Here is a 26326-nt window from a genome sequence, read left to right as displayed (position 1 = left end):
GGCATAGGACAACAGCACGCAGTGGCACCGGAAGCTCGGTCGGCTCACCAGCACGAGAGCGGCGCGCACTTCGCCTTCACCGACAGGTGGGGCGGGGTGAGCGCCGCTCCGTTTGACGAGCTCAACCTCGGCGGCGCGGTCGGCGACGACCCCGCCGCCGTCCGGGCCAACCGGGAGCGCGCGGCGAAGTCGTTCGGCCTCGACCCGGCGGACGTCGTCTGGATGAACCAGGTGCATGGCCGGGACGTGGCCGTGGTCGACGGCCCCTGGCGGAGCGCCGGCATTCCCGCGGTCGACGGAGTGGTGACCGCCCGTCGGGGTCTGGCCCTCGCGGTCCTGACCGCGGACTGCACCCCGGTGCTCCTCGCAGACCCGGTCGCCAAAGTCGTGGGCGCGGCCCACGCGGGCCGCCCGGGCCTGGTCGCGGGGGTGGTGCCGGCGACCGTCGATAAGATGATCACTCTTGGCGCGGACCCCGCCCGGATCCTCGCGCGCACCGGCCCCGCGGTCTGCGGCCTGTGCTACGAGGTGCCCGAGGCGATGCGGGCCGAGGTCGCCGAGGCCGTGCCCGAGGCCTGGGCCACCACCCGGCAGGGCACCCCGGCCGTGGACGTGGCCGCGGGGGTGCGCGCCCAACTGGCCCGGCTCGGCGTGACGATGAGCGGACAATCCCACATCTGCACGCTGGAGTCGGCCGATCACTTCTCGTACCGGCGCGAGCGCACTACGGGACGACTTGCTAGCTACGTCTGGTTGGACTGAGAGCTGTGACGGACCGGAGAACGGAACTCGCCGACAACCTGGCCCGCGTGGAGGAACGTATCTCTGCCGCGTGCGCCGCGGCGGGCCGCCCGCGCGAGGACGTGACCCTGATCGTGGTCACCAAGACCTACCCCGCGAGTGACGTGCGGATCCTCGCCGAGCTCGGGGTGCGCCACGTCGCGGAGAACCGCGACCAGGACGCCGCACCGAAGGCGGCCGAGTGCGCGGACCTGCCGCTCACCTGGCACTTCGTCGGGCAATTGCAGACGAACAAGGTGCGCTCGGTGGCCGGTTATGCCGACTTTGTGCATTCGGTCGACCGCACCCGGCTCGTCACCGCGCTGTCCGCGGCGGCCGTCAAGGCCGGCCGGACGCTGGACTGCCTGATCCAGGTGGCACTTGACGCAGAGTCGGGCGAAACCGGAAAACGTGGTGAAAGAGGCGGAGTCGCTCCTGACGGTGTGACAGAACTCGCCGACGCGCTCGCCGGAGCCGAAGGGCTGCGCCCCGCGGGGCTGATGACGGTGGCTCCGCTCGTCGGACCATATGCCGGGCGGCCGCGGGCCGCCTTCGACCGGCTGATGGAAATCTCAACGGGCCTGCGCGCGGCCCATCCTGCTGCGAACATGGTGTCAGCAGGGATGAGCGCGGATCTGGATGACGCCGTGGCCGCCGGGGCGACACATGTACGTGTCGGATCGGCGGTACTCGGAGTCCGACCCAGGCTCGGGTAACGTCGCCAAGAAGTCGGACCACAGCAAAAAATATGGTCATTCCCGCCAGAAGGCGGGCAGACCGAGTGGATCCAAGGCGCCGTTGACGGAGCCGATCCACCACAGAGCGGAGGACGCAGAGAATGGCCGGCGCGATGCGCAAGATGGCGGTCTACCTCGGCCTCGTGGAGGACGATGGGTACGACGGCCCGGGGTTCGACCCCGACGACGAGTTCGAACCCGAGCCGGAGCCCGACCGACGCAGGCAGCAGCATCAGCAACACCTCGCACAACAGACGCAATCGGACGAACCGGTCCGAGTCGCCCAGCCGCCTGCACAGCGCGAACCCGCTCCGCTCACAGCGGAAACGGGACGACCCGCCCGAATCGCCCCCGTGGCGTCCATCACACCCGAACGCCACTCTCTGGAGAAGAACGCACCGGTGATCATGCCCAAGGTTGTGTCCGAGCGGGAGCCCTACCGCATCACGACGCTGCACCCCCGGACCTACAACGAAGCCCGTACCATCGGGGAACACTTCCGCGAGGGCACCCCGGTGATCATGAATCTGACGGAGATGGACGACACGGATGCGAAGCGACTTGTCGACTTCGCGGCCGGTCTCGTCTTCGGTCTCCACGGCAGCATCGAGCGGGTGACGCAGAAGGTGTTCCTGCTGTCTCCTGCTAACGTCGATGTCACGGCGGAGGACAAGGCCCGCATCGCAGAGGGTGGGTTCTTCAATCAGAGCTGAGACGCAATACCGGGCGATACCGGGAGAATGACGGCCGAACAGGCCGGGTACGAGCAAGGGGAGAGGGAAGCGCGAGATGGGCATCGCACTGCAGGTGATCTACATCGCGCTGTATTGCTTCCTGTTTGTACTGATCTTCCGACTGGTGATGGATTACGTCTTCCAGTTCGCTCGCTCATGGCAACCCGGTAAGGCGATGGTGGTCATCCTTGAGGCCACCTACACTGTCACCGATCCGCCACTCAAGCTTCTGCGGCGGTTCATTCCGCCGCTGCGTCTCGGGGGCGTGGCGCTCGACCTGTCCTTCTTCGTATTGATGATTATCGTCTTCATCCTGATCCGCGTCGTGGAGCAGGTGTGAACGATACGGTCTTGCCGATTGCCGACGACTACGTTGAGGTGAAGAAGAGATGCCGTTGACCCCCGAGGACGTGCGGAACAAGCAGTTCACGACCGTCCGTCTCCGAGAAGGCTATGACGAGGACGAGGTCGATGCCTTCCTGGACGAGGTCGAGGCCGAACTGACCCGTCTGCTCCGCGAGAACGAGGACCTGCGCGCCAAGCTGGCCGCGGCCACGCGTGCCGCCGCGCAGAACCAGCAGCAGGGCATGCGCAAGCCCGAGCCGCAGGACCAGCGACCCGGCGGGGCTCCGGTGCCCGCCGCCATATCCGGACCGCAGCCGGTGCCGCAGCAGCAGCAGATGGGCGGCCCGCCGCAGCTGCCGGGCGGTGCCCCGCAGCTTCCGGCCGGCCCCAGCGGTCACGGCCACGGTCCCCAGGGTCCGCACGGTCCCGGCCCGATGGGTCAGAACGGTCCCGGTCCCATGGGTCAGAACGGTCCGATGGGCGGCCCGATGGGTGGTCCCATGGGTCAGAACGGTCCGATGGGTCAGAACGGAATGGGGCAGAACGGTCCTATGGGGCAGAACCCCATGGGTCAGAACGGTCCCATGGGCGGCCCCCAGCTGCCGCAGCCGGGTCAGGGCCCGGGCGGCGACAGCGCCGCCCGTGTGCTCTCGCTCGCTCAGCAGACCGCCGACCAGGCGATCGCGGAGGCCCGTTCCGAGGCCAACAAGATCGTCGGCGAGGCGCGCAGCCGGGCCGAGGGCCTGGAGCGGGACGCCCGCGCCAAGGCCGACGCCCTGGAGCGGGACGCGCAGGAGAAGCACCGCGTCGCGATGGGCTCCCTGGAGTCCGCCCGCGCCACGCTGGAGCGCAAGGTCGAGGACCTGCGCGGCTTCGAGCGCGAGTACCGCACGCGTCTGAAGTCCTACCTGGAGAGCCAGCTGCGTCAGCTGGAGAACCAGGCGGACGACTCGCTGGCCCCGCCCCGCAACCCCAACACCCCGTCGCTGCCCGCGGCCCCCTCGATGAGCGGGTCGATGGCTCCGGCAGGTGCGGGTATGGGCGGTCACAGCATGGGCGGCAACCCGTCCATGGGTGGCAACTCCTCGATGGGCGGCAACTCCTCCATGGGTGGCCCGTCCTACGGTGGCCAGCAGCAGATGTCCCCGGCGATGACCCAGCCGATGGCACCGGTGCGGCCGCAGGGCCAGCAGCCGATGCAGCAGGCGCCGTCCCCCATGCGGGGCTTCCTCATCGACGAGGACGACAACTGAGGCGCCCGAACGGCCGCTAGTCGGCAGTCGGTCGGTCGGCAGTCATAAAGGGCCGGGCCCCTGGGAAATCCCAGGGGCCCGGCCCTTTGTGCACTCCCTTTCGCTTGCCCCACGGTCCGCCCGTCGGGCAATACGACATATGACAATTGCCGGGCGAGGGAATCCCTCGCCCGGCAATCGTCGCTTTTATCAGGCCTCGGTCGTCTTGCGGAGACGGAACGTCAGCGAAAGCGCTTCGTCGGTGAAAGGCTCACCGTAGGATCCGTCGGCCTCGCCCGCGGCGAAGTCCGTGGCCAGCACCTCGTCCGCAATCAGGGAGGCGTGCTCCGTCAGGGCCGTGCGGACTTCCTCGTCCGCCGACTCCCAGCGCAGGGCGATCCGGTCGGCGACGTCCAGGCCGCTGTTCTTCCGGGCCTCCTGGATCAGCCGGACCGCGTCACGGGCCAGGCCCGCGATGCGCAGCTCCGGGGTGATCTCCAGGTCGAGCGCCACCGTCGCACCCGAGTCGGAGGCCACCGACCAGCCCTCGCGGGGGGTCTCGGTGATGATGACCTCGTCGGGGGAGAGGGCGACCGTCTCGCCGTCCACCTCGACCGAGGCCGTGCCCTCGCGCAGGGCCAGCGACAGCGCCGCGGCGTCCGCCCCGGCGACGGCCTTGGCGACCGCCTGGACGCCCTTGCCGAACCGCTTGCCCAGGGCACGGAAGTTGGCCTTGGCGGTGGTGTCGACCAGCGAACCCCCGACCTCGGAGAGGGAGGCGAGGGAGGAGACGTTGAGCTCCTCGGCGATCTGCGCGCGCAGCTCGGCGCCCAGCTCCTCGAAGCCGGCCGCGGCGACCAGCGCGCGCGAGAGCGGCTGACGGGTCTTGACGCCGGACTCCGCGCGGGTGGCGCGGCCCAGCTCGACCAGACGCCGCACGAGCAGCATCTGCTGCGACAGCTTCGGGTCGACGAGGGCGGCGTCCGCCACCGGCCAGGTGGCCAGGTGGACCGACGCGGGAGCCTGCGGGTCGACGGGGACCACGAGGTCCTGCCAGACGCGCTCGGTGATGAACGGCACCAGCGGGGCCATCAGACGGGTCACGGTCTCGACGACCTCGTGGAGGGTGCGCAGCGCGGCCGCGTCACCCTGCCAGAACCGGCGGCGCGAGCGGCGCACGTACCAGTTGGACAGGTCGTCGACGAAGGAGGACAGCAGCTTGCCGGCCCGCTGGGTGTCGTAGGCCTCCATGGCCTCGGTGACCTGGCCGACGAGGGCGTTCAGCTCGCCGAGCAGCCAGCGGTCCAGCAGCGGGCGGTCGGCCGGGGCCGGGTCCGCGGCGCTGGGCGCCCAGCCGGACGTGCGGGCGTAGAGGGCCTGGAAGGCGACGGTGTTCCAGTAGGTGAGGAGCGTCTTGCGGACGACCTCCTGGATGGTGCCGTGGCCCACGCGGCGCGCGGCCCACGGGGAGCCGCCGGCCGCCATGAACCAGCGGACGGCGTCGGCGCCGTGCTGGTCCATCAGCGGGATCGGCTGGAGGATGTTGCCCAGGTGCTTGGACATCTTCCGGCCGTCCTCGGCGAGGATGTGGCCCAGGCAGACGACGTTCTCGTACGAGGACTTGTCGAAGACGAGGGTGCCGACGGCCATCAGCGTGTAGAACCAGCCGCGGGTCTGGTCGATCGCCTCGGAGATGAACTGCGCCGGGTAGCGCTGCTCGAAGAGCTCCTTGTTCTTGTACGGGTAGCCCCACTGGGCGAAGGGCATCGAGCCCGAGTCGTACCAGGCGTCGATGACCTCCGGCACGCGCACCGCGGTGTGGGAGCAGCCCTCGGCGGTGCAGGTGAAGGTGACGTCGTCGATGTAGGGGCGGTGCGGGTCCAGGCCGCTCTGGTCGGTGCCGGTGAGCTCGGTGAGCTCGGCCAGCGAGCCGACGCAGGTGAGGTGGTTCTCCTCGCAGCGCCAGATGGGCAGCGGGGTGCCCCAGTAGCGGTTGCGGGAGAGCGCCCAGTCGATGTTGTTGTTCAGCCAGTCGCCGAAGCGGCCGTGCTTGACCGACTCGGGGAACCAGTTGGTCTTCTCGTTCTCCTCGAGCAGGCGGTCCTTGATCGCGGTGGTGCGGATGTACCAGGACGGCTGCGCGTAGTAGAGCAGCGCGGTGTGGCAGCGCCAGCAGTGCGGGTAGCTGTGCTCGTAGGCGATGTGCTTGAAGAGCAGACCGCGCTCGGAGAGGTCCTCGACGAGCTTCTCGTCGGCCTTCTTGAAGAACTGGCCGCCGACCAGGCCGAGGCCCTCCTCGAAGGTGCCGTCCGGGCGGACCGGATTGACGACCGGCAGGCCGTAGGCGCGGCAGGTCCTGAGGTCGTCCTCACCGAAGGCGGGCGCCTGGTGGACCAGACCCGTACCGTCCTCGGTCGTCACGTACTCGGCGTTGACGACGAAGTTCGCGCCCTCCAGCTCGACCAGGTCGAACGGGCGGCGGTAGGCCCAGCGCTCCATCTCGCGGCCGGTGAAGGACTGCCCCGTCGCGGTCCAGCCCTCGCCGAGGGCCTTCTCCAGCAGCGGCTCGGCGACGACGAGCTTCTCGTTGCCGTCGGTGGCGACGACGTACGTGACGTCGGGGTGCGCGGCGGCCGCCGTGTTGGAGACCAGGGTCCACGGGGTGGTCGTCCACACCAGCAGCGAGGCCTCGCCCGCGAGCGGGCCGGAGGTCAGCGGGAAGCGGACGAAGACGGACGGGTCGACGACCGTCTCGTAGCCCTGGGCCAGCTCGTGGTCCGACAGGCCGGTGCCGCAGCGGGGGCACCAGGGGGCCACGCGGTGGTCCTGGACCAGCAGGCCCTTGTTGAAGATCTCCTTCAGCGACCACCAGACGGACTGGACGTAGTCCGGGTCCATCGTGCGGTAGGCGTCGTCGAGGTCGACCCAGTAGCCCATGCGGGTGGTGAGCTCGGCGAAGGCGTCCGTGTGGCGGGTGACGGACTCGCGGCACTTGTCGTTGAAGGCCGCGATGCCGTACGCCTCGATGTCCTGCTTGCCCGAGAAGCCCAGCTCCTTCTCCACCGCGAGCTCGACCGGCAGGCCGTGGCAGTCCCAGCCGGCCTTGCGGCCGACGTGGTAGCCCTGCATCGTGCGGAAGCGGGGGAAGACGTCCTTGAAGACGCGGGCCTCGATGTGGTGGGCGCCCGGCATGCCGTTGGCCGTGGGCGGGCCCTCGTAGAACACCCACTCGGGGCGGCCCTCGGACTGCTCGAGGCTACGGGCGAAGACCTTGCTCTCGCGCCAGAACTCGAGCACGGCGTGCTCCAGGGCGGGCAGGTCCACCTGAGCGGGTACCTGGCGGTACTGCGGCTGGGGACTCATATGGGGCTTCCTCCGGCGGAACGTCATTGCGCTGTCCGTCGGAGGGACGAGATGCGCTGTGCGCGCCCCGCGGTACCACCCTCCTTGGCCGCGGGCGCTTGCGCCCGGGCCCCCTCATTGGGCCGCGATGCCGGCTCTACTGACCCGCCGGGCGGTCCCGGGGGCGTTCTTCCGGCGGCTCAGGGGTGATCTTCACACCGCGCACACCCCCGGGCTCCCACCATCCCCGGGTCGCTACAGGCTGCGTGCGGCGTTACTCGTCCCTTCCACGCCTTTCGCTGCGCCCAGTGTACGGGCCCGGACCGGACGCGGCCCACCGGTTTCGGCCGGGGCCGGGCGGGGGACGGGTGCAGTCCGATTACAGGGCCGGGGGCGGGGCACAACCGATGAGACCGGCGTGCCCCGTTGCCGCGTGCCCGGTGGAGTTTTATCGTTCCGGCACGATTCGCGCGCAAGATCATAAAATGTGAAGGGGCCGCGGTCATGGTGGCGAAGAGAGCGGCGGCGGAAGCGGCGGATGCCGCTTCCGCTCAGGGGAAGGCCCACGGGGCCGGGTCCGCTGCCGCGAAGGCCGCCGGAGGCGGCGGGAAGGCGGCGACGGCGCCGCCGGCGGCGCGCAAGGGCGCCGAGAAGGCCTCTGCGGCCGGGAAGACGGCGGCGAAGCGTCCCGCGGCGAAGAAGTCTGCGGGTGCGGAGACCGGGAAGGCCGCCCCCGCGAAGAAGGCCCCGTCCTCGGCGAGCAAGGCCGGGAAGACGGCCGCGTCGGCTGGGAAGACTGCCGCGTCGGCCGGGAAGGCGGCGGCGAAGCCCTCTGCCGCGAAGAAGGCGGCTGCCCGGAAGACGACGGCTGCGGGTGCGACCGCGAAGGGGACCGCCCCGGCGAAGAAGACGGCCGCGGCCAAGAAGGCGACGGGCGAGAAGTCCGCCCCACCGGCCTCGGGTGCGCCCGCGGCCAAGAAGGCGGCGGCGAAGAAGACGGCCCCGGCCAAGAGCCCGGCCAAGAAGGCGACCTCTGCCAAGAAGGCGACGGGGGCGGCGGCCAAGAAGACGGCGGCGGGGACGGCGGCGGCCAAGAAGGCGGCCCCGGCCGAGAAGACGGCGGCCCCGAAAGCAGCCGCGGCCAAGAAGGCCGCGAAGGGGACGGCGGCCGGGAAGGCCGCCGTGGCCCGTGGGGCCGAGGGCACGCGGACGACGGCGAAGAAGGCCGCGGCCGAGGCGGTCGCCGGGGAGGCTGCGGTGAAGGAGAAGGCGGCCGCCGACGGCGGTGCGGTTTCTGGTACGGGGGTGGCCTCCACCGGGAAGGCCGCCCTCACGGAGAAGAAGACGGGAGCCAGGACGGTGGCTGCGAAGAAGACCATGGACGGGACCAAGGCCGCCGGGAAGGTTCCGGGGGCCCGCACGGGACCCGCGGAGCCCGGCGAGCTGGCCGTGCGGCCGGGGGAGGAGCCCTGGTCGCCGGGCGAGGTGGCCGAGGCGCGGACGGAGCTGCAGAGCGAGGTGCTGCGGCTGCGGGCGGAGATCACCCACTCGGAGGAGGCGATCACGGGCCTGATGCGGGACTCGGGCGACGGCGCGGGCGACGACCAGGCCGACACCGGCACCAAGAACATCACCCGGGAGCACGAGCTGGCCCTGGCCGCCAACGCCCGGGAGATGCTGGACCAGACGGAGCGCGCGCTGGAACGGCTGGACGCGGGAACGTACGGGCTCTGCGAGAACTGCGGGAAGCCCATCGGCAAGGCCCGCATGCAGGCGTTCCCCCGGGCCACCCTGTGCGTGGAGTGCAAACAGCGCCAGGAACGCCGCTGACCCCTGCGCGCGGGCGTGCCGTACTCTCGTCCTCAGCCAGGCAGGCCCTGGCGACCTGGACGACGTCGAAGGACTCACGTGACAGAGGCGGAACAGACCACCACCGGCACGCCGGAGGCCGAGGAGCCGGCCACGGCCAAGGGCGGGCGGCGCATCGCGGTACTCCTGGTGGTGGCCGCCTTCGCCTACGTCCTGGACCTCGGCAGCAAGCTGTTCGTGGTGGCGAAGCTGGAGCACCACGACCCGATCGAGGTGATCGGCACCTGGCTGCAGCTGGAGGTGGTCCGCAACCGCGGTGCCGCCTTCGGCATCGGCGAGGCGATGACGATCGTCTTCACGGTGATCGCCTCCGCCGTGATCGTGGTGATCGCGCGGATCGCCCGCAAGCTCTACAGCCTGCCGTGGGCGATCGCGCTGGGCCTGCTGCTCGGTGGTGCGCTGGGCAACCTCACGGACCGCCTGTTCCGCGCTCCGGGCGGCTTCGAGGGCGGCGTGGTCGACTTCATCGCGCCCGCGCACTTCGCGGTCTTCAACCTCGCCGACTCCGCGATCGTCTGCGGCGGCTTCCTGATCGTGATCCTGTCCTTCCGCGGTCTGGACCCGGACGGCACCGTCCACCAGGACTGAGCCCGGGGCGGGGGTGTCGCACCCGTCCGTCATACTCGACGGGTGAGCACCATTCCCGAGATCCGCGCCCTGCCCGTACCCGACGGCCTGGAGGGCGAGCGCGTCGACGCCGCCATCGCCCGTATGTTCGGCTTTTCCCGCACCAAGGCGGCCGAGCTGGCGGCCGCGGGCAAGGTCCAGCTGGACGGGGCGGAGGCCGGGAAGTCCGACCGGGTGACCGGCGGGGCCTGGCTCGAGGTCGAGATGCCCGCCGCGCCCGCGCCGGTGCAGATCGTGGCCGAGCCCGTCGAGGGCATGGAGATCGTCCACGACGACGACGACATCGTCGTGATCGTCAAGCCGGTCGGCGTGGCGGCCCACCCCAGCCCCGGCTGGACGGGCCCGACGGTCATCGGCGGCCTGGCCGCCGCGGGCTACCGCATCTCCACCTCCGGTGCCGCCGAGCGCCAGGGCATCGTGCACCGCCTGGACGTGGGCACGTCCGGCCTGATGGTCGTCGCCAAGTCCGAGCGCGCCTACACCCTGCTCAAGCAGCAGTTCCGCGAGCGCACGGTCGACAAGCGGTACCACACGCTGGTCCAGGGCCACCCGGATCCGATGAGCGGCACGATCGACGCCCCCATCGGCCGCCACCCCAACCACGACTACAAGTGGGCTGTCACCGCCGAGGGCAAGCCCTCGGTCACCCACTACGACCTCATCGAGGCGTTCCGCGCGGCCAGCCTGCTGGACGTGAAGCTGGAGACCGGCCGCACGCACCAGATCCGCGTGCACATGGCCGCCCACCGCCACCCCTGCGTCGGCGACCTCACCTACGGTGCCGACCCCACCCTCGCCAAGCGCCTCAAGCTCACCCGCCAGTGGCTGCACGCCGTGCGGCTGGGCTTCGAGCACCCCGAGGACGGCCGCTGGGTCGAGTTCGAGAGCTCCTACCCCGAGGACCTGCAGCGCGCGCTGGACACCGTGCGCGCCGAGAGCGCCTGAGCGCCGTGGGCGCCGCGCACGGGATATCGGTCCGCGTCGTCGGCCTCGACGAGCTGCCCGGCTGCCACGCCGTGCGCCGCGAGGTCTTCGTCGGCGAGCAGGGCATCCCTGAGGCCGAGGAGATGGACGCGTACGACGTCCACGCCGTCCACCTCCTGGCCGGCGGACCGGCCGGCCCCGTCGGCACGGTCCGCTTCCTGCACGGCGCCCCGGCCCGCAAGAAGTACGGCCACGCGGGCGTCGAGGACGACGCCACGGCCGTCCTCGGCCGCCTCGCCGTCTCCCGTGCCGCGCGCGGCACGGGCCTGGGCGCCGCGCTCGTCCTGGCCGTCGAGGCGGAGGCCCGCCGGCTGGGCCTGGCCCGGGTCTACCTGGAGGCCCAGACGCACGCCCTCGGCTTCTACGAGCGGCTCGGCTACGCGGCCCACGGGCCCGAGTTCGACGAGGGCAGCGGCATTCCGCACCGTGCGATGACGAAGGCGCTGTGAGCAGCACGCTCTGAGTCTGCTGCGGCTTCGCCCGTAATACCCCGAAGATCCGGGTTCATCCCGTTCATGGCACGCTGGGAAACGATCGACTTCCCGATCCGCCCGGAGGACGTCCGTGGACCAGCTCGCCCTGCTGTTCGTGCTGCTCATCGGGTCGCTGGTCATGGTGCCCGTCGCGGACCGGCTGCGCCTGCCGGCCCCCGTCCTGATGACGCTGGGCGGCATCGTCCTCGCGCTGCTGCCCTTCGTGCCCAACGTGGAGATGCCGCCGGAGTTCATCCTGCCGCTGGTGCTGCCGCCCCTGCTCTACGCGTCGGTGCAGCGCACCTCCTGGCGGCAGTTCCTGGCCAACGTCCGGCCCATCCTGCTGCTCGCGGTCGCCCTCGTGTTCGTGACGACCGCGGCCGTGGCCGTCGTCGCCGACGCCGTCGTGCCCGGCATCTCGCTCGCCGCGGCCGTCGCCCTCGGGGCCCTGGTCGCGCCGCCCGACCCGGTGGCCGCGACCGCCGTCGCGGGCTCGCTCGGGCTGCCGCGCCGCCTGATCTCCATCCTGGAGGGCGAGGGGCTCTTCAACGACGTGACGGCCATCGTGCTCTACCACGTGGCCATCGCGGCGGCCGTCAGCGGCAGCTTCTCCGCGCCGAAGGCCGCGGGCGAGTTCGTGCTCTCCGCCGTGGTCGCCCTCGCGGTCGGGCTCGCGCTCGGCTGGGCGGCCAAGAAACTCATGGACGTCCTCGGCGACGCGACGCTCCAGATCGGGCTCACCCTGCTCGTCCCCTTCGTCTCCTACGTCCTCGCCGAGGAGTTCAAGGGCTCCGGCGTGCTCGCCGTGCTCGTCACCGGGCTCTTCCTCTCCGAGTACGCCGGTGACGCCGACGACGTCCTCGGCCGGCTCGCCAGCCACTCCTTCTGGGAGGTCGTCGACACCCTCGTCACCGGCGTCGCCTTCGGCCTCATCGGCCTCGAACTCCACCACGTCCTGGGGACCGCCGCCGGGCGGTGGGGCGAGATGCTGGGCGTCGGCGCCGTCGTGGTCGCGGTCGTCGTCGGCGTACGGCTGCTGTGGCTGCTGCCCGCCGCGTGGCTGGCCAAACGGCTGCACAGCCGGCGGGACATCGACGAGGACGTCCCCATCAGCTGGCGCGAGACGGTCGTGATGTGGTGGTCCGGGATGCGCGGCGTCGCCTCCGTCGCGCTCGCCCTCGCCATCCCGCACACCACCCGGGACGGCTCGGCCTTCCCCGCCCGCGACGAAATCGTCTTCGTCGCCTTCGCCGTCATCCTCGCCACGCTCGTCCTGCAGGGCCTCACCCTGCCGTGGCTCGTACGGCGGCTCGGCGTGCAGTCCGACTCCGACGCCGAGCGCGAGCTCGCCCGCCGGCTCGCCGTCCGCGCGGCGAAGGCCGCCAAGCGGCGGCTGAAGGAGATCCAGGACGACGAGGAGCTCCCCGACGACCTGATCGAGCAGCTCACGCGGCGCGCGTACGACGTCGGCGCGCGCATCAGCCCCGACATGGTCGACGAGGAACGGCGCGAGGCGCACGCCCAGCGGGTGGAACGGATCCGGGTGACCCAGCGCATCCAGAGCGAAATGCTCGCCGCGGCCCGCCGCGAGATCCTCGCCGCCCGCAGCGAACCGGGCTCCGACCCGGAGGTCGTCGACCGCGTCCTCCGCCACCTGGACGTCCGCAGCCTACGCGGCGGCTGACCTCACCCCGGCCACGACGGCGTCCTGTGCCGTTCATGCGCTCCCCACGGCTCGGCACCGCCGGGTTTCGTCGTGGTGGCTGAGCGCCGTTGCGGCGGGATGGGTGTGCCTGGGGGCAGTCCGTCGGGTGTCTCGCCGGCGGGCGAGAAACTTCCGCCGCGACGGCGATTGGCCACGACGGTGCGTTCCGGCGGTGCCGGACCGGCCGTGCTGTGCAGACGGCTTCTCACGGCTCGGCACCGCCGGGTTCCGTTGTGGTGGCTGAGCGCCGTTGCGGCGGGATGGATGTGCCTGGCGGTAGTTGGTTGGCTGCCTCGCCGGCAGGCGAGAAAGTTCCGCCGCGGTGGTGATCTGCCACCGCGGCGCAGTCCGGCGGTGCCGGACCGGCCGTGCTGTCCGGTGGTCGAGAGGTGGGGAGCTGGGCGCGGGCCGTACCCCCCGCACCCGTGCCCCGGGCCCAGGCGGAGCCTACGTCGTGCCGGGGCCGTGTTGATGCGCGGCAGCGCGTACGGGTGCTCGCGCCGCAGCCACTCGATCAGCTGCTCCCGCACCACGCACCGCAGCGTCCAGATGTCGTCGGCGTCCTTCGCCGTCACCAGCGCCCGCACCTGGATCGTCGACGGCGTCGTGTCGGTGATGACCAGGCTCCAGGACCGCCCGTCCCATTCCGGCAGGCCCTTGAGGATCTCGTGCAGCCGGTCCCGCATGAGGTCTATGGGCGTGGAGTGGTCCAGGTGGAAGAAGACCGTGCCGGTCATCCGGGGGTTGCTGCGGGACCAGTTCTCGAACGGGCGGCTGGTGAAGTACGACACGGGCATGGTGATGCGCCGTTCGTCCCAGGTGGTCACCACCAGATAGGTGAGGGTGATCTCTTCCACCCGGCCCCATTCGCCGTCCACGACGACGGTGTCCCCGATGCGCACGACGTCGCCGAAGGCGATCTGCAGTCCCGCGAAGAGGTTGGCGAGCGTGGACTGCGCGGCGACACCGGCGACGATGCCGATGAGGCCGGCCGAGGCCAGCACCGAGACGCCGGCGGTCCGCATGGTGGGGAACGTCAGCAGCATCGCCGCCACGGCCACGACGCACACGACGGCCGTGACGATCCGCTGGATCAGCGTCACCTGGGTCCGTACCCGGCGCACCTTGGCCGCGTCCGCGGCGCGCGCGGCGTAGCGCGCGTAGGCGGCCTCCACTATGGCGGCGGCGACCCGCACCACCAGCCAGGCGCAGGCGCCGATCAGCACGAGCGTCAGGACCTGCCCGACGACTTCCTGGTGGTCCTTCAGGACGTCGGCGGAGCGGAAGCTGCCGCGCAGCAGCGCCGTGCACAGCACGACCTGGAGCGGCAGCCGGCACCGGCGCAGGAGGTCCCACAGCGGCGTCTCGGGGTGCCGCACGTCGATTCTGCGCAGTACGTGGTCGGCCACCCATCCCACGGCGAGGGTGACGATCAACGCTCCGCCGACGACGGACAGCGGACGCAGTACGCCCTCCATGGACACCTCAGCTCCTTCCGGCCGGCTGCTGGGGGGCACTCACCGGGTGGCGCTCACCCCCGACCGTAGCTGGCACGATGGGAGGCACGCGATCCACCTGTTAGGAAGTGACTCCAGTGGCGTCCTCTACCACGATTGTCCTTTTTCATTCGGCCTACGGCCTGAGGCCTGCCGTGCACGCCGCCGCCGAGCGCCTGCGCGCCGCCGGCCACGAGGTGCACGTGCCGGACCTCTACGAGGGCCGGACCGCGGACACCGTGGAGGACGGCATGGCCGTCAAGGACGAGATCGGCCGCGAGGAGCTGCTGCGCCGCGCGATCACCGCCGTGGCGCCGCTGTCGGACAAGGGCCTGGTCTACGCCGGCTTCTCGCTCGGCGGCTCGATCGCGCAGAACCTGGCGCTGGGCGACGAGAAGGCGCGCGGCCTGCTGCTCCTGCACGGCACCTCGGACCTGGCCGAGGACGCCGCCGTGGACGAGCTGCCCGTCCAGCTGCACGTCGCCGACCCGGACCCGTTCGAGCCGCACGACTGGCTCAACGCCTGGTACCTGCGCATGGGCCGGGCCGGGGCGGACGTGGAGGTCCACAGGTACCCCGGGGCGGGGCACCTGTTCACGGACCCGGACCTCGCGGACTACGACGAGGAGGCCGCGGAGACGGCCTGGCGCGTCGCGCTGGGCTTCCTGGAGGAGATCGGGAGCGAGGCGTAGACCGGGGCGTAGACCGAGGCGCAGACCGGGTCGTGGCCCCGGGCGCGGATCACCGCACCGGCGTCTTGACGCGCTCGACCTCCTGCGTGCCCGAGCGCGTCCGGTACGAGCGGCTCCACTCGGTCGTGGCCTTGGGGTCCCTCTTGTCGGAGAGGACGTAGTAGTCCATCTGCGCCTGCTCGGGGGTGATGTCGAGGACCCCGTAGCCGTGGAGGTCCATGTCCAGCCACTTCACGTGCCGGTTGGCGGCCTTGATGGCGGTGACCGCCGCGAGCGAGACGGTGTGCGGGGCCACGCCCAGGAGGTCGTCGAGGTTGTCGGAGCTGACCGACGTGACGACGAACTCGGTGGCGACGGACGGCGACAGCGGGTACGTGGCGGCCTTCTTGGGCACGTCGTTGGCCCAGGCCATGTGGATGTCACCGGTCAGGAAGACGGTGTTGCGGATCCCGCGGTCGCTCAGGTGGGCGAGGAGCTCGCGCCGGTCGTCGGTGTAGCCGTCCCACTGGTCGGTGTTGGCGGCTATGCCGCCGGTGGGCAGGCCCAGCAGCTTGGCGATGGGCTCCAGCAGGTGGGCGGGGAGCGCGCCGAAGGCGAACGGCGAGATCATTACGGGGTTGCCGACGAGGCGCCAGGTGGTGTCGGAGGAGGCGAGCCCGGCCTTGAGCCAGTCGAGCTGGGCGCGCCCGGTGATCGTGCGCTCGGGGTCGTCGACCTTGCCGTTGCCCGGCTTCACCTGCTGCGATCTGAAGGATCTGAGGTCCAGCAGGTGCAGGTCGGCGAGGTTGCCGAAGCGCAGGCGGCGGTAGGTGGTGCCCTCGGTGGAGGGGCGCACCGGCATCCACTCGAAGTAGGCCTGCTTGGCGGCCGCCATGCGCGCGGCCCACTCGCCCTCGGCGCCGGGGGTGTGGTTCTCGGCCCCGCCGGTCCAGGCGTCGTTGGCGAACTCGTGGTCGTCCCAGATGGCCACGAAGGGGTGCGCCCGGTGGAGGGCCTGCAGGTCGGGGTCGGTCTTGTAGCGCCCGTGGCGGGTGCGGTAGTCGGCGAGGGTGACGATCTCGTGGGCCGGGGCGTGCGGGCGGACGACCTGCTGGGCGGGCGGGTAGATGCCGGAGGCGTACTCGTAGATGTAGTCGCCCAGGTGCAGGACCGCGTCCAGGTCGCGGCGGTCCGCGAGGTGGCGGTAGGCGGCGAAGTGACCGGACTCCCAGTTGGCGCAGGAGACGACGCCGAAGCGGATCCCGGCGACGGCCGCGCCGGCCGCGGGCGCCGTACGGGTACGGGCGGCGGGCGACTGCACGCCGCCCGCGGTGAAGCGGAACCAGTAGCCGGTGGCCGGGCTCAGTCCGCGGACGTCCGCCTTGACGGTGTGGTCGCTCGCGGCGGTCGCGGTGACCGTGCCCCGCGCGACGACCTTGCCGAAGGACTCGTCCTCGGCGACCTCCCAGGCGACGTCGACGGCCGCGCCGAGGCCCGAGCCGGGAACGGCGTCGGGGGAGGGCGTGACCCGCGTCCACAGCAGGACGCCGTCGGGCAGGGGGTCGCCCGAGGCGACGCCGTGGAGGAAGGCGGGGGCCTCCGCCGCGTGCGCCGGAGCGGCCACGGCGAGCGGGAGGAGGGCGACGGTCGCGGCGCCGGCGACGGCCGTGACGGCGGCGCGGCGGGATATGCCCGATGCGGGCGAGGCAGTGGAGTCAGCAGTCACGGGCCCTCACCTTACTGCCCGGTAAGCCCTGGGGCGGACGAAACCTGACGGTTCGTCCGCCCCTCATTTCCCCGTCACTACTTCTTCGGGCCGAATTCCTTGTCGATCTCCGCGATGAAGGACTCCTTGGCTATGGGCGGGTTGCCGTTCGGGCCCTTCAGCTGCTTGTCCCCGTGGAGCAGGGCCGGGGTGCCGCCGATCTTGTTCTTCTCGAACAGCGTGCCCATCTCGACGGCCCACTTGTCGTAGGTGCCCTCGTTGACGGCCTTCTCGAAGTCCTTGTTGCCCTTCAGGGCCGGGACCTGCTGCGCGATCTCGATCAGGCGCGCGTCCTTGGCGAAGGCGTCGTCGCGCTCGTCGGGGTGGTTCTTCGGGGAGTAGAGCGCTTCCTTGTACGCGACGAAGGCGTCCGGGCTGACGTTGAGGGCCGCGCCGAGGGCGCTGACGGCGTTCTTCGAGCCGGTGCCCTTGGCCAGGTCGTCGATGAAGTTCACCATGACGAAGCGGACCTTGTAGCGGCCGTCCTTGACGTCCTGGCGCAGCTGGGCGCCCGACTCGTTCTCGAAGGCGGCGCAGGACGGGCAGCGCGGGTCCTCGTAGACCGTGAGGGTCTCCTTGGCCTTGGCGTCGCCGAGGACGATCTCGTCGCCCTTCTCGCCGGTGGTGTTGGCGGGCTTGACCAGGGGCTTGTCGCCCGCCCAGGTGCTGCCGGACTTCTTGTCGTCGTTCAGGTTGGTCACGGCGTAGCCGACGCCGCCGGCTATCGCGAGGACGACGACGATGGCGCCGCCGACGAAGAGCTGACGGCGCGTCTTGTCCCGGCGGGCCTGGCGCTCGCGCTCGGCGCGCAGCCGCTCGCGCGCGGCCTGCTTGTTCTGGTGGCTGTTGCGGTTGCTCATGATGTCTTCTCCGGTGTGGACGTACGGGACAGGGGGACCGCGGGCTCAGGCTGCTGCCGGAGCGAGGGGCGGTCCGCGCCGTACGACGGAGTGGACGAGCAGGGGGAGGCCGCGCGCACGGAGCGTGCGGCGGGCGGGGCGCACGCGCGCGCCCGGGCCGGCGGGCACCGCCGGGGAGGCGGAGGCCGGCAGCAGGGGGCCGAAGGCGAAGGCGGCGGCCGCGCGCAGCAGCTGCGCCAGCACCGCCTCGCCGCGGCGCAGCCAGGCGGCGGCCAGCAGCCCCACCGCGACGTGGCCGGCGAGCAGCAGCCAGGGCAGCGCGGAACCGGTGACCGGCCCGGTGTCCCCCTCGGCGGCCATGCGCGCCAGCGGCGTGCCGATCTCGCCGCGGCAGGCGAGGTCGAGGCCCAGGGAGTGCAGGGGGCCCGCGACGGGCCCGCCGGCCCGCCCGTAACAGGCGTGCTGGCCCGCCGTGAAGACCGTGTCGGCCGTGAGCTCCAGAGGGACCATCAGCGCGGCGATGGACCCGAAGCGGCGCTCGCGCCCGGCGAGGGCGTAGGCGACGGCGAAGAAGACCACCGACAGCACGGCGACCGTGGCGGCGGGGAGGGGCGCGTGGGAGAGCAGGACGTGCGAAGCGGCGGACAGCGTGACACAGAGCGCCGTGAAGAGCGCTGCGCGCAGCGCTCTCAATCGAACTCCCGTCCCCTCCATGAGGCCGAAGTCTGCCACGGCAGCCGTTAAGTGTCGTGTCAAGATTCGGCATCGTCCGGCGCCGTCCGGAGGGGACGGGAACCCGGGCGGGGCCCGGCCGGGAGGCCGCCGGGAACCCGCCCGGGAGGCGTCAGGACGTCAGCGCCCCGTCGACCGCCTTGGTGTACTGCTCGGGCGTGATCGGGACGTTCTTGCCGTCCTCCGCCGTCAGCTTCTTGCCGTTGAGCTTGAGCGTGGGGGTGCCGGTGACGTCCTTGGCCTTGTCGAACTCGTCGGACACCGTCAGCGCCCACTTGTCGAAGGTGCCGTCCTTGACGTTCTTCTCGAACTCCTTGTTGCCCTTGAGCGCCGGCACCTGGTCGGCGACCTTCAGCAGGGCGTCGTCCTGGGCGTAGGTGTCCTTCGTCTCCTCGGGGTGGTTGGCCTTGGAGTAGAGGGCCTTGTTGTAGGCGCTGAAGGCCTCGGGGCTGACGTTCAGGGCGGCGCCCAGCGCGCTGAGGGCGTTCTTGGAGCCGCTGCCGCCGAAGTTGCGGTCGAGGAACGTGGCGACGTGGTACGAGACCTTGTACTTGCCGTCCTTGACGTCCTTGTCGATGGTGTCGCCGACGCTCTGCTCGAAGACCGAGCAGATCGGGCAGCGCATGTCCTGGTAGAGGTCCAGGGTGTTCTTGGCGTCCTTCTTGCCGACGAGGATCTCGGTGCCCTTGTCGCCGCCGGTGTGGGCAGGCTTGACGAGCTCCTTCTTGGACGCGGCCTCCCACGCCGTGTTCAGGCCGCCCTTGCCGTCCTTGCCCAGCTGGGAGACGGCCACGACGATGCCCGCTCCGACGGCCAGGGCCGCGACGACGGCCCCGCCGACGACGAGCTGGCGGCGCGTCCTGTCCTTCTTGGCCTGGCGCTCGCGTTCGGCGCGCAGCCGCTCGCGGGCGGACTGCTTGTTCTCCCAGTTGTTGCGCTTGCTCATGGTCGTGCTTCTCCGTGCTCGGTCGTGCGATGCGTACTGCGTGGTGGTGCTCAGGCGGGAACGGGCCCGGGCGGCGGTCCACGGCGGACGACGGAGTGCACGAGGAGGGGGAGGGCCGGTGCCCCGCGGGGACGGCCGGCGGCCCGGACGGGCGCCGCGCGGAACGGACCGCTCACGCCGTCGGGGACCGGCAGGAGGCGGCGCAGCGCCGCCCCGGCGAGCGCCCCCAGCCGGACGAGCGCCCGCTCGCCCAGGCGCAGCCAGGCGGCGGCCAGCAGGCCGACGGCGACGTGGGCCGCGAGCAGCAGCCACACGGCGGTGTCGGGGCCCGGCGCGGGGGCGAAGGGACCGCCGACGGTGCCGCCCCCGCACAGGGCGGTCAGCGCACCCGGAACGGCGTGCCCGCCCGCGCCGTAGCAGCTCTCCTGGCCGGTGGTGAACAGGGCGTCGGAGGCCAGCTCCAGCGGGACGAAGAGGGCGGCGATCCGTGCGAAGCCGCGCTCGCGGCCCGCCAGGGCGTACGCGAGGGCGAAGACGGCTGCTCCCGCCGGCGCGACCGTCGCCACGGGCAGGCCGGTGCCGGACAGCAGCACGTGGGAGCCCGCGGACAGCGTCACGCACAGCGCTGTGAACAGCGCCGCGCGCAGTGCCCGCAGCCGTGCCGCCGATATGTCCATGAGGAACGAGTCTGGCACGACCCGCCGTAAACCGTGCCTAAAGGCCGGGGCCCGCCGGGCCCCGGCGGGCTCAGAGGCCGGGGATGCGGCCGTTGCGGAAGAGGTCCACGAAGATCTGGTGGTCCGCGCGGGCCCGGGCCCCGTAGGAGTGGGCGAAGTCCACCAGGAGCTCCGCGAAGCCCTCCTCGTCGGCGGCGATCACGGCGTCGATGGCCCGCTCGGTGGAGAAGGGCACCAGGGAGTGGCCGCTCTGGTCGTCCGCCGCGGCGTGCATGGCGGCCGTGGCGCGGCCCAGGTCGGCGACGACCGCCGCGATCTCGGCCGGGTCGTCGATGTCCGACCAGTCCAGGTCGACCGCGTACGGCGAGACCTCGGCCACCAGCTGCCCGGTGCCGTTCAGCTCGGTCCAGCCGAGCCACGGGTCGGCGTGGGCCTGCAGCGCGCGCTGGGAGATCACCGTGCGGTGGCCCTCGTGGTGGAAGTAGTCGCGCACGGCGCGGTCGGTGACGTGCCGGGAGACCGCCGGGGTCTGCGCCTGCTTCATGTAGATGACGACGTCGTTCTCCAGGGCGTCGCTGTTGCCCTCCAGGAGGATGTTGTACGAGGGCAGGCCGGCGCTGCCGATCCCGATGCCGCGGCGGCCGACGACGTCCTTGACGCGGTAGGAGTCGGGGCGGGCGAGGCTGGTGTCCGGGAGGGTCTCCAGATAGCCGTCGAAGGCCGCGAGGATCTTGTAGCGCGTGGCGGCGTCCAGCTCGACGGCGCCGCCGTCGGCGGCGAAGCGGCGGTCGAAGTCCCGGATCTCCGTCATGGAGGCGAGCAGCCCGAAGCGCGTCATCGCGCGGGCCTCGCGCAGGGCGCCGAGCAGCGGGCCGTCGGCGGTGTCGAGGGTGAAGGAGGCGTGGTCGCCGTCCTCGGTGCCGGTGGCCAGGGCGTGGATGCGCTCGCGGTAGGCGGCGGCGTAGATCCGCACCAGCTCGGTGATCATCTCGTCGCTGAGGGCCTTGGTGTAGCCGATCAGGGCGACGGAGGCCGCGAAGCGCTTGAGGTCCCAGGTGAAGGGGCCGACGTAGGCCTCGTCGAAGTCGTTGACGTTGAAGACCAGGCGGCCGCCGGCGTCCATGTACGTGCCGAAGTTCTCGGCGTGCAGGTCGCCGTGGATCCACACCCGGCTCGTGCGCTCGTCCAGGTAGGGCCCGGCGGCGCCCTCGGGGGCCTCCGCGGCCAGGTCCTTGTAGAACAGGCAGGCCGTGCCCCGGTAGAACGCGAAGGCGGAGGCCGCCATCTTGCGGAACTTGACCCGGAAGGCGGCGGGGTCGGCCGCGAGCAGCTCCCCGAAGGCGGTGTCGAAAACGGCGAGGATCTCCTCGCCGCGCTGCGCGGCCCGGTCGTGCTCGGTCGCCATCGCGGGGTCCTCCTGGGGTGGGGCATGGAACGAACATCAGTGCTGTCGTGCTCAACGCGTGAGGGTACCGGCGCGTGCCCGCGGCTGTCGGTGGGGGCCGGTAACCTTCAAAACTGTCCCGCACTGCCCCGCCCGACACGCAGCCACCACCCGCCGGAGGTCTCCCACCGTGGCCACGAAGCCGCCCTTCACGCACCTGCACGTCCACACCCAGTACTCCCTGCTGGACGGTGCCGCGCGGCTCAAGGACATGTTCAATGCCTGCAATGAGATGGGCATGACACACATCGCCATGTCCGACCACGGCAACCTGCACGGCGCGTACGACTTCTACCACTCCGCCCAGAAGGCCGGGATCACCCCGATCATCGGCATCGAGGCCTACGTCGCCCCCGAGTCCCGGCGCAACAAGCGCAGGATCCAGTGGGGCCAGCCGCACCAGAAGCGGGACGACGTCTCGGGTTCGGGTGGTTACACCCACAAGACGATCTGGGCGGCGAACGCCACCGGCCTGCACAACCTCTTCCGGCTGTCCTCCGACGCCTACGCCGAGGGCTGGCTGACCAAGTGGCCCCGCATGGACAAGGAGACCATCAGCCAGTGGTCCGAGGGCCTGATCGCCTCCACCGGCTGCCCCTCCGGCGAGCTGCAGACCCGCCTGCGCCTCGGCCAGTTCGACGAGGCCCTGAAGTCCGCCTCCGAGTACCAGGACATCTTCGGCAAGGACCGGTACTTCCTGGAGCTGATGGACCACGGCATCGAGATCGAGCGCCGCGTCCGCGACGGCCTGCTGGAGATCGGCAAGAAGCTCGGCATCCCGCCCCTGGTCACCAACGACTCGCACTACACCTACGCGCACGAGGCCGAGGCGCACGACGCCCTCCTGTGCATCCAGACCGGCAAGAACCTCTCCGATCCGGACCGCTTCCGCTTCGACGGCTCGGGCTACTACCTGAAGTCCACGGACGAGATGTACGCCATCGACTCCTCGGACGCCTGGCAGGAGGGCTGCGCCAACACCAGGCTGGTCGCCGACCAGGTCGACACCGAAGGCATGTTCCAGTTCCGGAACCTGATGCCCAAGTTCGACATCCCCGAGGGCTACACCGAGGTCACCTGGTTCCGCGAGGAGACCATGCGGGGCATGCACCGCCGTTTCCCGGGCGGCATCCCCGAGGACCGCATGAAGCAGGTCGAGTACGAGATGGACACGATCATCTCGATGGGCTTCCCGGGCTACTTCCTCGTGGTCGCCGACTTCATCATGTGGGCGAAGAACCAGGGCATCGCGGTCGGCCCCGGCCGAGGCTCCGCGGCCGGCTCGATCGTCGCGTACGCCATGGGCATCACCGACCTCGACCCGATCCCGCACGGCCTGATCTTCGAGCGGTTCCTCAACCCCGAGCGCATCTCCATGCCCGATGTCGACATCGACTTCGACGAGCGCCGGCGCGCCGAGGTGATCCGGTACGTCACCGAGAAGTACGGCGCGGACAAGGTCGCCATGATCGGCACCTACGGCACCATCAAGGCCAAGAACGCGATCAAGGACTCCGCCCGCGTCCTCGGCTATCCGTACGCGATGGGCGACCGCATCACCAAGGCCATGCCCGCCGACGTCCTCGGCAAGGGCATTCCGCTCTCCGGGATCCTCGACCCGCAGCACCCGCGCTACAGCGAGGCCGGCGAGGTCCGCGCGATGTACGAGAACGAGCCGGACGTGAAGAAGGTCATCGACACCGCGCGCGGCGTCGAGGGCCTGGTCCGGCAGATGGGCGTGCACGCGGCCGGTGTGATCATGTCCAGCGAGACGATCACCGATCACGTCCCCGTCTGGGTGCGCCACACCGACGGCGTCACCATCACGCAGTGGGACTACCCGAGCTGTGAGGCGCTCGGCCTGCTGAAGATGGACTTCCTCGGCCTGCGCAACCTCACGATCATGGACGACGCCGTCAAGATGGTGAAGGCCAACAAGGGGATCGACATCGACCTCCTGGCCCTCCCGCTCGACGACCCCACGACCTTCGAGCTGCTCCAGCGCGGTGACACCCTCGGCGTCTTCCAGTTCGACGGCGGGCCCATGCGGTCCCTGCTGCGGCTGATGAAGCCCGACAACTTCGAAGACATCTCCGCCGTGTCCGCCCTGTACCGGCCGGGCCCGATGGGCATGAATTCGCACACGAACTACGCGCTGCGCAAGAACGGCCAGCAGGAGATCACCCCGATCCACCCGGAGCTGAAGGAGCCTCTCGAAGAGGTCCTCGGCGTCACCTACGGTCTGATCGTCTACCAGGAGCAGGTGCAGAAGGCCGCGCAGATCGTCGCCGGGTACTCGCTCGGCGAGGCCGACATCCTCCGCCGCGTGATGGGCAAGAAGAAGCCCGACGAGCTGGCGAAGAACTTCGTCTTCTTCAAGGAAGGCGCGACGAAGAAGGGCTTCTCCGACGAGGCCATCCAGGCCCTGTGGGACGTGCTGGTCCCCTTCGCCGGCTACGCCTTCAACAAGGCCCACTCCGCCGCGTACGGCCTCGTCTCGTACTGGACGGCCTACCTCAAGGCGAACTACCCCGCCGAGTACATGTCCGCGCTGCTCACCTCGGTGCGCGACGACAAGGACAAGTCGGCCATCTATCTGAACGAGTGCCGGCGCATGGGCATCAAGGTGCTCCCGCCGAACGTCAACGAGTCCGAGGCCAACTTCGCCGCCCAGGGCGACGACGTGATCCTCTTCGGCCTCACCGCCGTCCGCAACGTCGGACAGAACGTGGTCGACTCGATCATCCGCTGCCGCAAGTCCAAGGGGAAGTACTCCTCCTTCCCCGACTTCCTCGACAAGGTCGAGGCCGTCGTCTGCAACAAGCGCACCGTCGAATCGCTGATCAAGGCCGGTGCCTTCGACGAGATGGGCCACACCCGCAAGGGCCTCACCGCGCACTACGAGCCGATGATCGACAACGTGGTCCAGGTCAAGCGCAAGGAGGCCGAGGGGCAGTTCGACCTCTTCGGCGGCATGGGCGACGACAGTGCGGACGACGGCCCCGGCTTCGGGCTCGACGTGGAGTTCTCCGACGTCGAGTGGGAGAAGGCCTACCTGCTCGCGCAGGAGCGCGAGATGCTCGGCCTCTACGTCTCCGACCACCCGCTCTTCGGCATCGAGCACGTCCTCAACGACAAGGCCGACGCCTCGATCTCCCAGCTCACCGGCGGTGAGCACGCCGACGGCGCGATCGTCACCATCGGCGGCATCATCTCCGGCCTGCAGCGCAAGATGACCAAGCAGGGCAACGCCTGGGCCATCGCCACCGTCGAGGACCTGGCCGGATCCATCGACTGCATGTTCTTCCCCGCCACCTACCAGCTGGTCTCCACCCAGCTCGTCGAGGACGCCGTCGTCTTCGTCAAGGGCCGCCTCGACAAGCGCGAGGACATCCCCCGCCTGGTCGCCATGGAGCTGATGGTCCCCGACCTCTCCAACGCGGGCACCAACGCCCCCGTGATCATCACCATCCCCACGGTGAAGGTCACCCCGCCGATGGTGGAGCGGCTCGGCCAGGTCCTCACCCACCACCGGGGCTCCACCGAGGTGCGGATCAAGCTCCAGGGCCCGCGGAAGACCACCGTCCTGCGGCTGGACCGGCACCGCGTGACCCCCGATCCGGCGCTCTTCGGTGATCTGAAGCAGCTCCTCGGCCCGTCCTGCCTGGCCGGCTGAGCACCGCCCGAGCCGTGCCCGCGCGAGGGGCGCACCCGGATCCTCCGGGTGCGCCCCTCGCTGCATCAAAGCGCCGGTGGGCGCCGTCGCCTCCCGGCCGGACGGCGCCGGGCACCGATCAGTTGTGCCCGAAGCGCTTCTGCTTGCTCTTGCGAGCCATGTCGCCCGGGGTGACCTGCGTGGCACGCTGCTCGCTCTGGGACTCGATCGAGGAGCTCTTGGCCTGCTGCTGCCCGCGCTCGGCGGCACTGCCCCGCTGCTGGCTCCTGTCCTGCTTCCTGTTCTTCGCCATGCTTCAGCCTCCACTCGGGGTGTCCCCCCGCCGAACACACTCGCACGCACCGGCGAACGACGCATTTCGGGTAATTACCGTGCGTGATCCGTGCACTTACCGCCGGGAAGGCGTATCCGCCACGCCGAAGATCCAGTTCGGACTGATAACCCCCGCACGGTCGGGCAGACTCCTGGGAAAGCCGAGGAGAACCGGGGCACTGCACCGCCGTGCCGGGGGGCGACCGCAATTTCCGCACGCACAGGAACACGCACAGGAAGAGGGTGGAACGTGGACCGCTGCGTCGTCCTGGTGGACGCCGGGTACCTGCTGGGCGCCGCCGCGAGCCTGCTGGCGGGCGAGCCCGCCCGGTCCCGCATCTCCGTCGACCACGCGATCCTCATCCAGGGGCTGCGCGAGCGCGCCGAGGCCGAGACCGAGCAGCCCCTGCTGAGGATCTACTGGTTCGACGGCGCGCCCGACCGGGTGCCCCAGCCCGAGCACCGCAGGCTGCGCGTCATGCCCCGCGTCACCGTCCGGCTGGGCGCGCTGACCCGCAGCGACGGGCGCTGGGCGCAGAAGGGCGTCGACGCCGCCATGCACGCCGAGCTCACCGAGCTCGCCCGCAACCGCGCCTGCTCCGACATCGTCCTCGTCACCGGCGACGGCGACCTCCTGCCCGGCCTGATGTCCGCCAAGGAGCACGGCGTCGCCGTCCACCTGTGGGCCGTCCAGGCCGCCGACGGCGACTACAACCAGTCCGAGGACCTCGTCGCCGAGGCCGACGAGCGCCGCGTCCTCGACCGCACCTGGATCACCCGCGCCGTCCGCGCCAAGGAGCTCACCGGCGCCTGCGCCCCGCAGCCCGCGCCCCGCCCCGAGATCGCCGCGATCCTCTCCGCGCCCCTGCCCGAGACCGCCGCGGCGGGGCGGGAGCCGTTGCGCTCGGCGGGGACGGGC

22 protein-coding genes and 1 pseudogene are annotated in these 26326 nt (G+C 71.0%); 13 read left to right on the top strand and 10 right to left on the bottom strand.

Going from position 1 to position 26326, the window contains the following annotated elements; translation table 11 throughout:
- Positions 1 to 21 precede the first annotated feature (21 nt).
- The 5 genes from pgeF (at position 22) to ACSNOG_RS15410 (ending at position 3849) form a co-directional block, all read left to right on the top strand.
- On the top strand, positions 22 to 762 hold the full coding sequence (gene pgeF, locus ACSNOG_RS15430; RefSeq protein WP_436753217.1) for a peptidoglycan editing factor PgeF: 741 nt from the start codon (positions 22 to 24) through the stop codon (positions 760 to 762).
- Positions 763 to 767: 5 nt separating this feature from the next.
- Positions 768 to 1496 (top strand): YggS family pyridoxal phosphate-dependent enzyme, encoded by a 729-nt coding sequence (locus tag ACSNOG_RS15425; RefSeq protein WP_436753216.1) that lies wholly within the window; start codon positions 768 to 770, stop codon positions 1494 to 1496.
- A 122-nt stretch (positions 1497 to 1618) separates the two neighbouring features.
- Complete coding sequence (locus ACSNOG_RS15420) at positions 1619 to 2230, top strand: cell division protein SepF (protein WP_058044831.1); 612 nt, start codon at positions 1619 to 1621, stop codon at positions 2228 to 2230.
- A gap of 76 nt (positions 2231 to 2306) precedes the next feature.
- Entirely contained in the window at positions 2307 to 2591 is a 285-nt protein-coding gene (locus ACSNOG_RS15415) for a YggT family protein (protein WP_436753215.1), read from the top strand.
- 49 nt (positions 2592 to 2640) lie between these two features.
- Positions 2641 to 3849, top strand: coding sequence for a DivIVA domain-containing protein (locus ACSNOG_RS15410; protein ID WP_436753214.1), 1209 nt, complete (start codon positions 2641 to 2643; stop codon positions 3847 to 3849).
- A gap of 189 nt (positions 3850 to 4038) precedes the next feature.
- On the opposite strand, the gene ileS is transcribed toward ACSNOG_RS15410, so the two are convergent.
- Together ileS and ACSNOG_RS15400 are read right to left on the bottom strand one after the other, a co-directional pair.
- Positions 4039 to 7191: an isoleucine--tRNA ligase gene (gene ileS / locus ACSNOG_RS15405; RefSeq protein WP_436753213.1), complete on the bottom strand. Its 3153-nt coding sequence runs from the start codon at positions 7189 to 7191 to the stop codon at positions 4039 to 4041.
- A 530-nt stretch (positions 7192 to 7721) separates the two neighbouring features.
- Complete coding sequence (locus ACSNOG_RS15400) at positions 7722 to 8549, bottom strand: hypothetical protein (RefSeq protein WP_436753212.1); 828 nt, start codon at positions 8547 to 8549, stop codon at positions 7722 to 7724.
- Here ACSNOG_RS15400 and ACSNOG_RS15395 point away from each other — a divergent pair.
- The 5 genes from ACSNOG_RS15395 (at position 8530) to ACSNOG_RS15375 (ending at position 12807) form a co-directional block, all read left to right on the top strand.
- Positions 8530 to 9000 (top strand): TraR/DksA family transcriptional regulator, encoded by a 471-nt coding sequence (locus ACSNOG_RS15395; RefSeq protein ID WP_436753211.1) that lies wholly within the window; start codon positions 8530 to 8532, stop codon positions 8998 to 9000. The two genes, ACSNOG_RS15400 and ACSNOG_RS15395, sit on opposite strands and share 20 nt — an antisense overlap.
- Before the next feature lie 78 nt (positions 9001 to 9078).
- Positions 9079 to 9627 carry a signal peptidase II gene (gene lspA / locus ACSNOG_RS15390; RefSeq protein ID WP_436753210.1) on the top strand — a complete coding sequence of 183 codons (549 nt, stop codon included), beginning with the start codon at positions 9079 to 9081 and terminating at the stop codon, positions 9625 to 9627.
- Between the two features lie 42 nt (positions 9628 to 9669).
- Positions 9670 to 10611, top strand: a complete 942-nt coding sequence (locus ACSNOG_RS15385) for an RluA family pseudouridine synthase (protein WP_058044836.1) — start codon at positions 9670 to 9672, stop codon at positions 10609 to 10611.
- A 5-nt stretch (positions 10612 to 10616) separates the two neighbouring features.
- Positions 10617 to 11099: a GNAT family N-acetyltransferase gene (locus ACSNOG_RS15380; protein ID WP_436753209.1), complete on the top strand. Its 483-nt coding sequence runs from the start codon at positions 10617 to 10619 to the stop codon at positions 11097 to 11099.
- A 115-nt stretch (positions 11100 to 11214) separates the two neighbouring features.
- On the top strand, positions 11215 to 12807 hold the full coding sequence (locus ACSNOG_RS15375; protein ID WP_436753208.1) for a Na+/H+ antiporter: 1593 nt from the start codon (positions 11215 to 11217) through the stop codon (positions 12805 to 12807).
- Positions 12808 to 13223: 416 nt separating this feature from the next.
- Here the strand turns inward: ACSNOG_RS15375 and ACSNOG_RS15370 are convergent.
- Positions 13224 to 14306: pseudogene (locus tag ACSNOG_RS15370) on the bottom strand (mechanosensitive ion channel family protein); the annotation flags it as partial.
- A gap of 116 nt (positions 14307 to 14422) precedes the next feature.
- Between ACSNOG_RS15370 and ACSNOG_RS15365 the strand changes: the two are divergent.
- Positions 14423 to 15016 carry a dienelactone hydrolase family protein gene (locus ACSNOG_RS15365; protein WP_436753207.1) on the top strand — a complete coding sequence of 198 codons (594 nt, stop codon included), beginning with the start codon at positions 14423 to 14425 and terminating at the stop codon, positions 15014 to 15016.
- A gap of 49 nt (positions 15017 to 15065) precedes the next feature.
- On the opposite strand, the gene ACSNOG_RS15360 is transcribed toward ACSNOG_RS15365, so the two are convergent.
- The 6 genes from ACSNOG_RS15360 to ACSNOG_RS15335 form a co-directional block, all read right to left on the bottom strand.
- A complete protein-coding gene (locus ACSNOG_RS15360; RefSeq protein ID WP_436753206.1) occupies positions 15066 to 16721 on the bottom strand; it encodes an alkaline phosphatase D family protein in 1656 nt (551 codons plus the stop codon).
- 77 nt (positions 16722 to 16798) lie between these two features.
- Positions 16799 to 17620 carry a thioredoxin domain-containing protein gene (locus tag ACSNOG_RS15355; protein WP_436753205.1) on the bottom strand — a complete coding sequence of 274 codons (822 nt, stop codon included), beginning with the start codon at positions 17618 to 17620 and terminating at the stop codon, positions 16799 to 16801.
- 45 nt (positions 17621 to 17665) lie between these two features.
- Positions 17666 to 18334 (bottom strand): hypothetical protein, encoded by a 669-nt coding sequence (locus ACSNOG_RS15350; RefSeq protein WP_436753224.1) that lies wholly within the window; start codon positions 18332 to 18334, stop codon positions 17666 to 17668.
- A gap of 130 nt (positions 18335 to 18464) precedes the next feature.
- Entirely contained in the window at positions 18465 to 19298 is an 834-nt protein-coding gene (locus tag ACSNOG_RS15345) for a thioredoxin domain-containing protein (protein WP_436753204.1), read from the bottom strand.
- 50 nt (positions 19299 to 19348) lie between these two features.
- Positions 19349 to 19975, bottom strand: coding sequence for a hypothetical protein (locus tag ACSNOG_RS15340; RefSeq protein ID WP_436753203.1), 627 nt, complete (start codon positions 19973 to 19975; stop codon positions 19349 to 19351).
- Positions 19976 to 20045: 70 nt separating this feature from the next.
- Positions 20046 to 21380 carry a DUF2252 domain-containing protein gene (locus tag ACSNOG_RS15335; RefSeq protein ID WP_436753202.1) on the bottom strand — a complete coding sequence of 445 codons (1335 nt, stop codon included), beginning with the start codon at positions 21378 to 21380 and terminating at the stop codon, positions 20046 to 20048.
- A 169-nt stretch (positions 21381 to 21549) separates the two neighbouring features.
- On the opposite strand from ACSNOG_RS15335, the gene dnaE reads away from it, so the two are divergent.
- Positions 21550 to 25095, top strand: a complete 3546-nt coding sequence (gene dnaE / locus ACSNOG_RS15330; RefSeq protein ID WP_436753201.1) for a DNA polymerase III subunit alpha — start codon at positions 21550 to 21552, stop codon at positions 25093 to 25095.
- A gap of 118 nt (positions 25096 to 25213) precedes the next feature.
- Here dnaE and ACSNOG_RS15325 read toward each other — a convergent pair whose 3' ends face one another.
- Complete coding sequence (locus ACSNOG_RS15325; protein ID WP_168096632.1) at positions 25214 to 25387, bottom strand: hypothetical protein; 174 nt, start codon at positions 25385 to 25387, stop codon at positions 25214 to 25216.
- A gap of 270 nt (positions 25388 to 25657) precedes the next feature.
- Here ACSNOG_RS15325 and ACSNOG_RS15320 point away from each other — a divergent pair.
- Positions 25658 to 26326: NYN domain-containing protein (locus tag ACSNOG_RS15320; protein ID WP_436753200.1), on the top strand; the 669-nt coding region annotated here is incomplete at its 3' end.

It is taken from the genome of Streptomyces sp. URMC 124 (assembly GCF_051386455.1).
GTDB lineage: Bacteria > Actinomycetota > Actinomycetes > Streptomycetales > Streptomycetaceae > Streptomyces.
This window is presented reverse-complemented; position numbering and strand designations above follow the sequence as displayed.

What these genes read in the sequence shown, in the direction of transcription:
- ACSNOG_RS15350 (WP_436753224.1), bottom strand. Translation starts at nt 18,334, where the DNA reads ATGGAGGGGACGGGAGTTCGATTGAGAGCGCTGCGCGCAGCGCTCTTC.
- ACSNOG_RS15325 (WP_168096632.1), bottom strand. Translation starts at nt 25,387, where the DNA reads ATGGCGAAGAACAGGAAGCAGGACAGGAGCCAGCAGCGGGGCAGTGCC.
- ACSNOG_RS15400 (WP_436753212.1), bottom strand. Translation starts at nt 8,549, where the DNA reads ATGGTCTTCTTCGCAGCCACCGTCCTGGCTCCCGTCTTCTTCTCCGTG.
- ACSNOG_RS15345 (WP_436753204.1), bottom strand. Translation starts at nt 19,298, where the DNA reads ATGAGCAAGCGCAACAACTGGGAGAACAAGCAGTCCGCCCGCGAGCGG.
- ACSNOG_RS15340 (WP_436753203.1), bottom strand. Translation starts at nt 19,975, where the DNA reads ATGGACATATCGGCGGCACGGCTGCGGGCACTGCGCGCGGCGCTGTTC.
- ACSNOG_RS15410 (WP_436753214.1), top strand. Translation starts at nt 2,641, where the DNA reads ATGCCGTTGACCCCCGAGGACGTGCGGAACAAGCAGTTCACGACCGTC.
- ileS (WP_436753213.1), bottom strand. Translation starts at nt 7,191, where the DNA reads ATGAGTCCCCAGCCGCAGTACCGCCAGGTACCCGCTCAGGTGGACCTG.
- ACSNOG_RS15355 (WP_436753205.1), bottom strand. Translation starts at nt 17,620, where the DNA reads ATGAGCAACCGCAACAGCCACCAGAACAAGCAGGCCGCGCGCGAGCGG.
- ACSNOG_RS15415 (WP_436753215.1), top strand. Translation starts at nt 2,307, where the DNA reads ATGGGCATCGCACTGCAGGTGATCTACATCGCGCTGTATTGCTTCCTG.
- ACSNOG_RS15420 (WP_058044831.1), top strand. Translation starts at nt 1,619, where the DNA reads ATGGCCGGCGCGATGCGCAAGATGGCGGTCTACCTCGGCCTCGTGGAG.
- ACSNOG_RS15335 (WP_436753202.1), bottom strand. Translation starts at nt 21,380, where the DNA reads ATGGCGACCGAGCACGACCGGGCCGCGCAGCGCGGCGAGGAGATCCTC.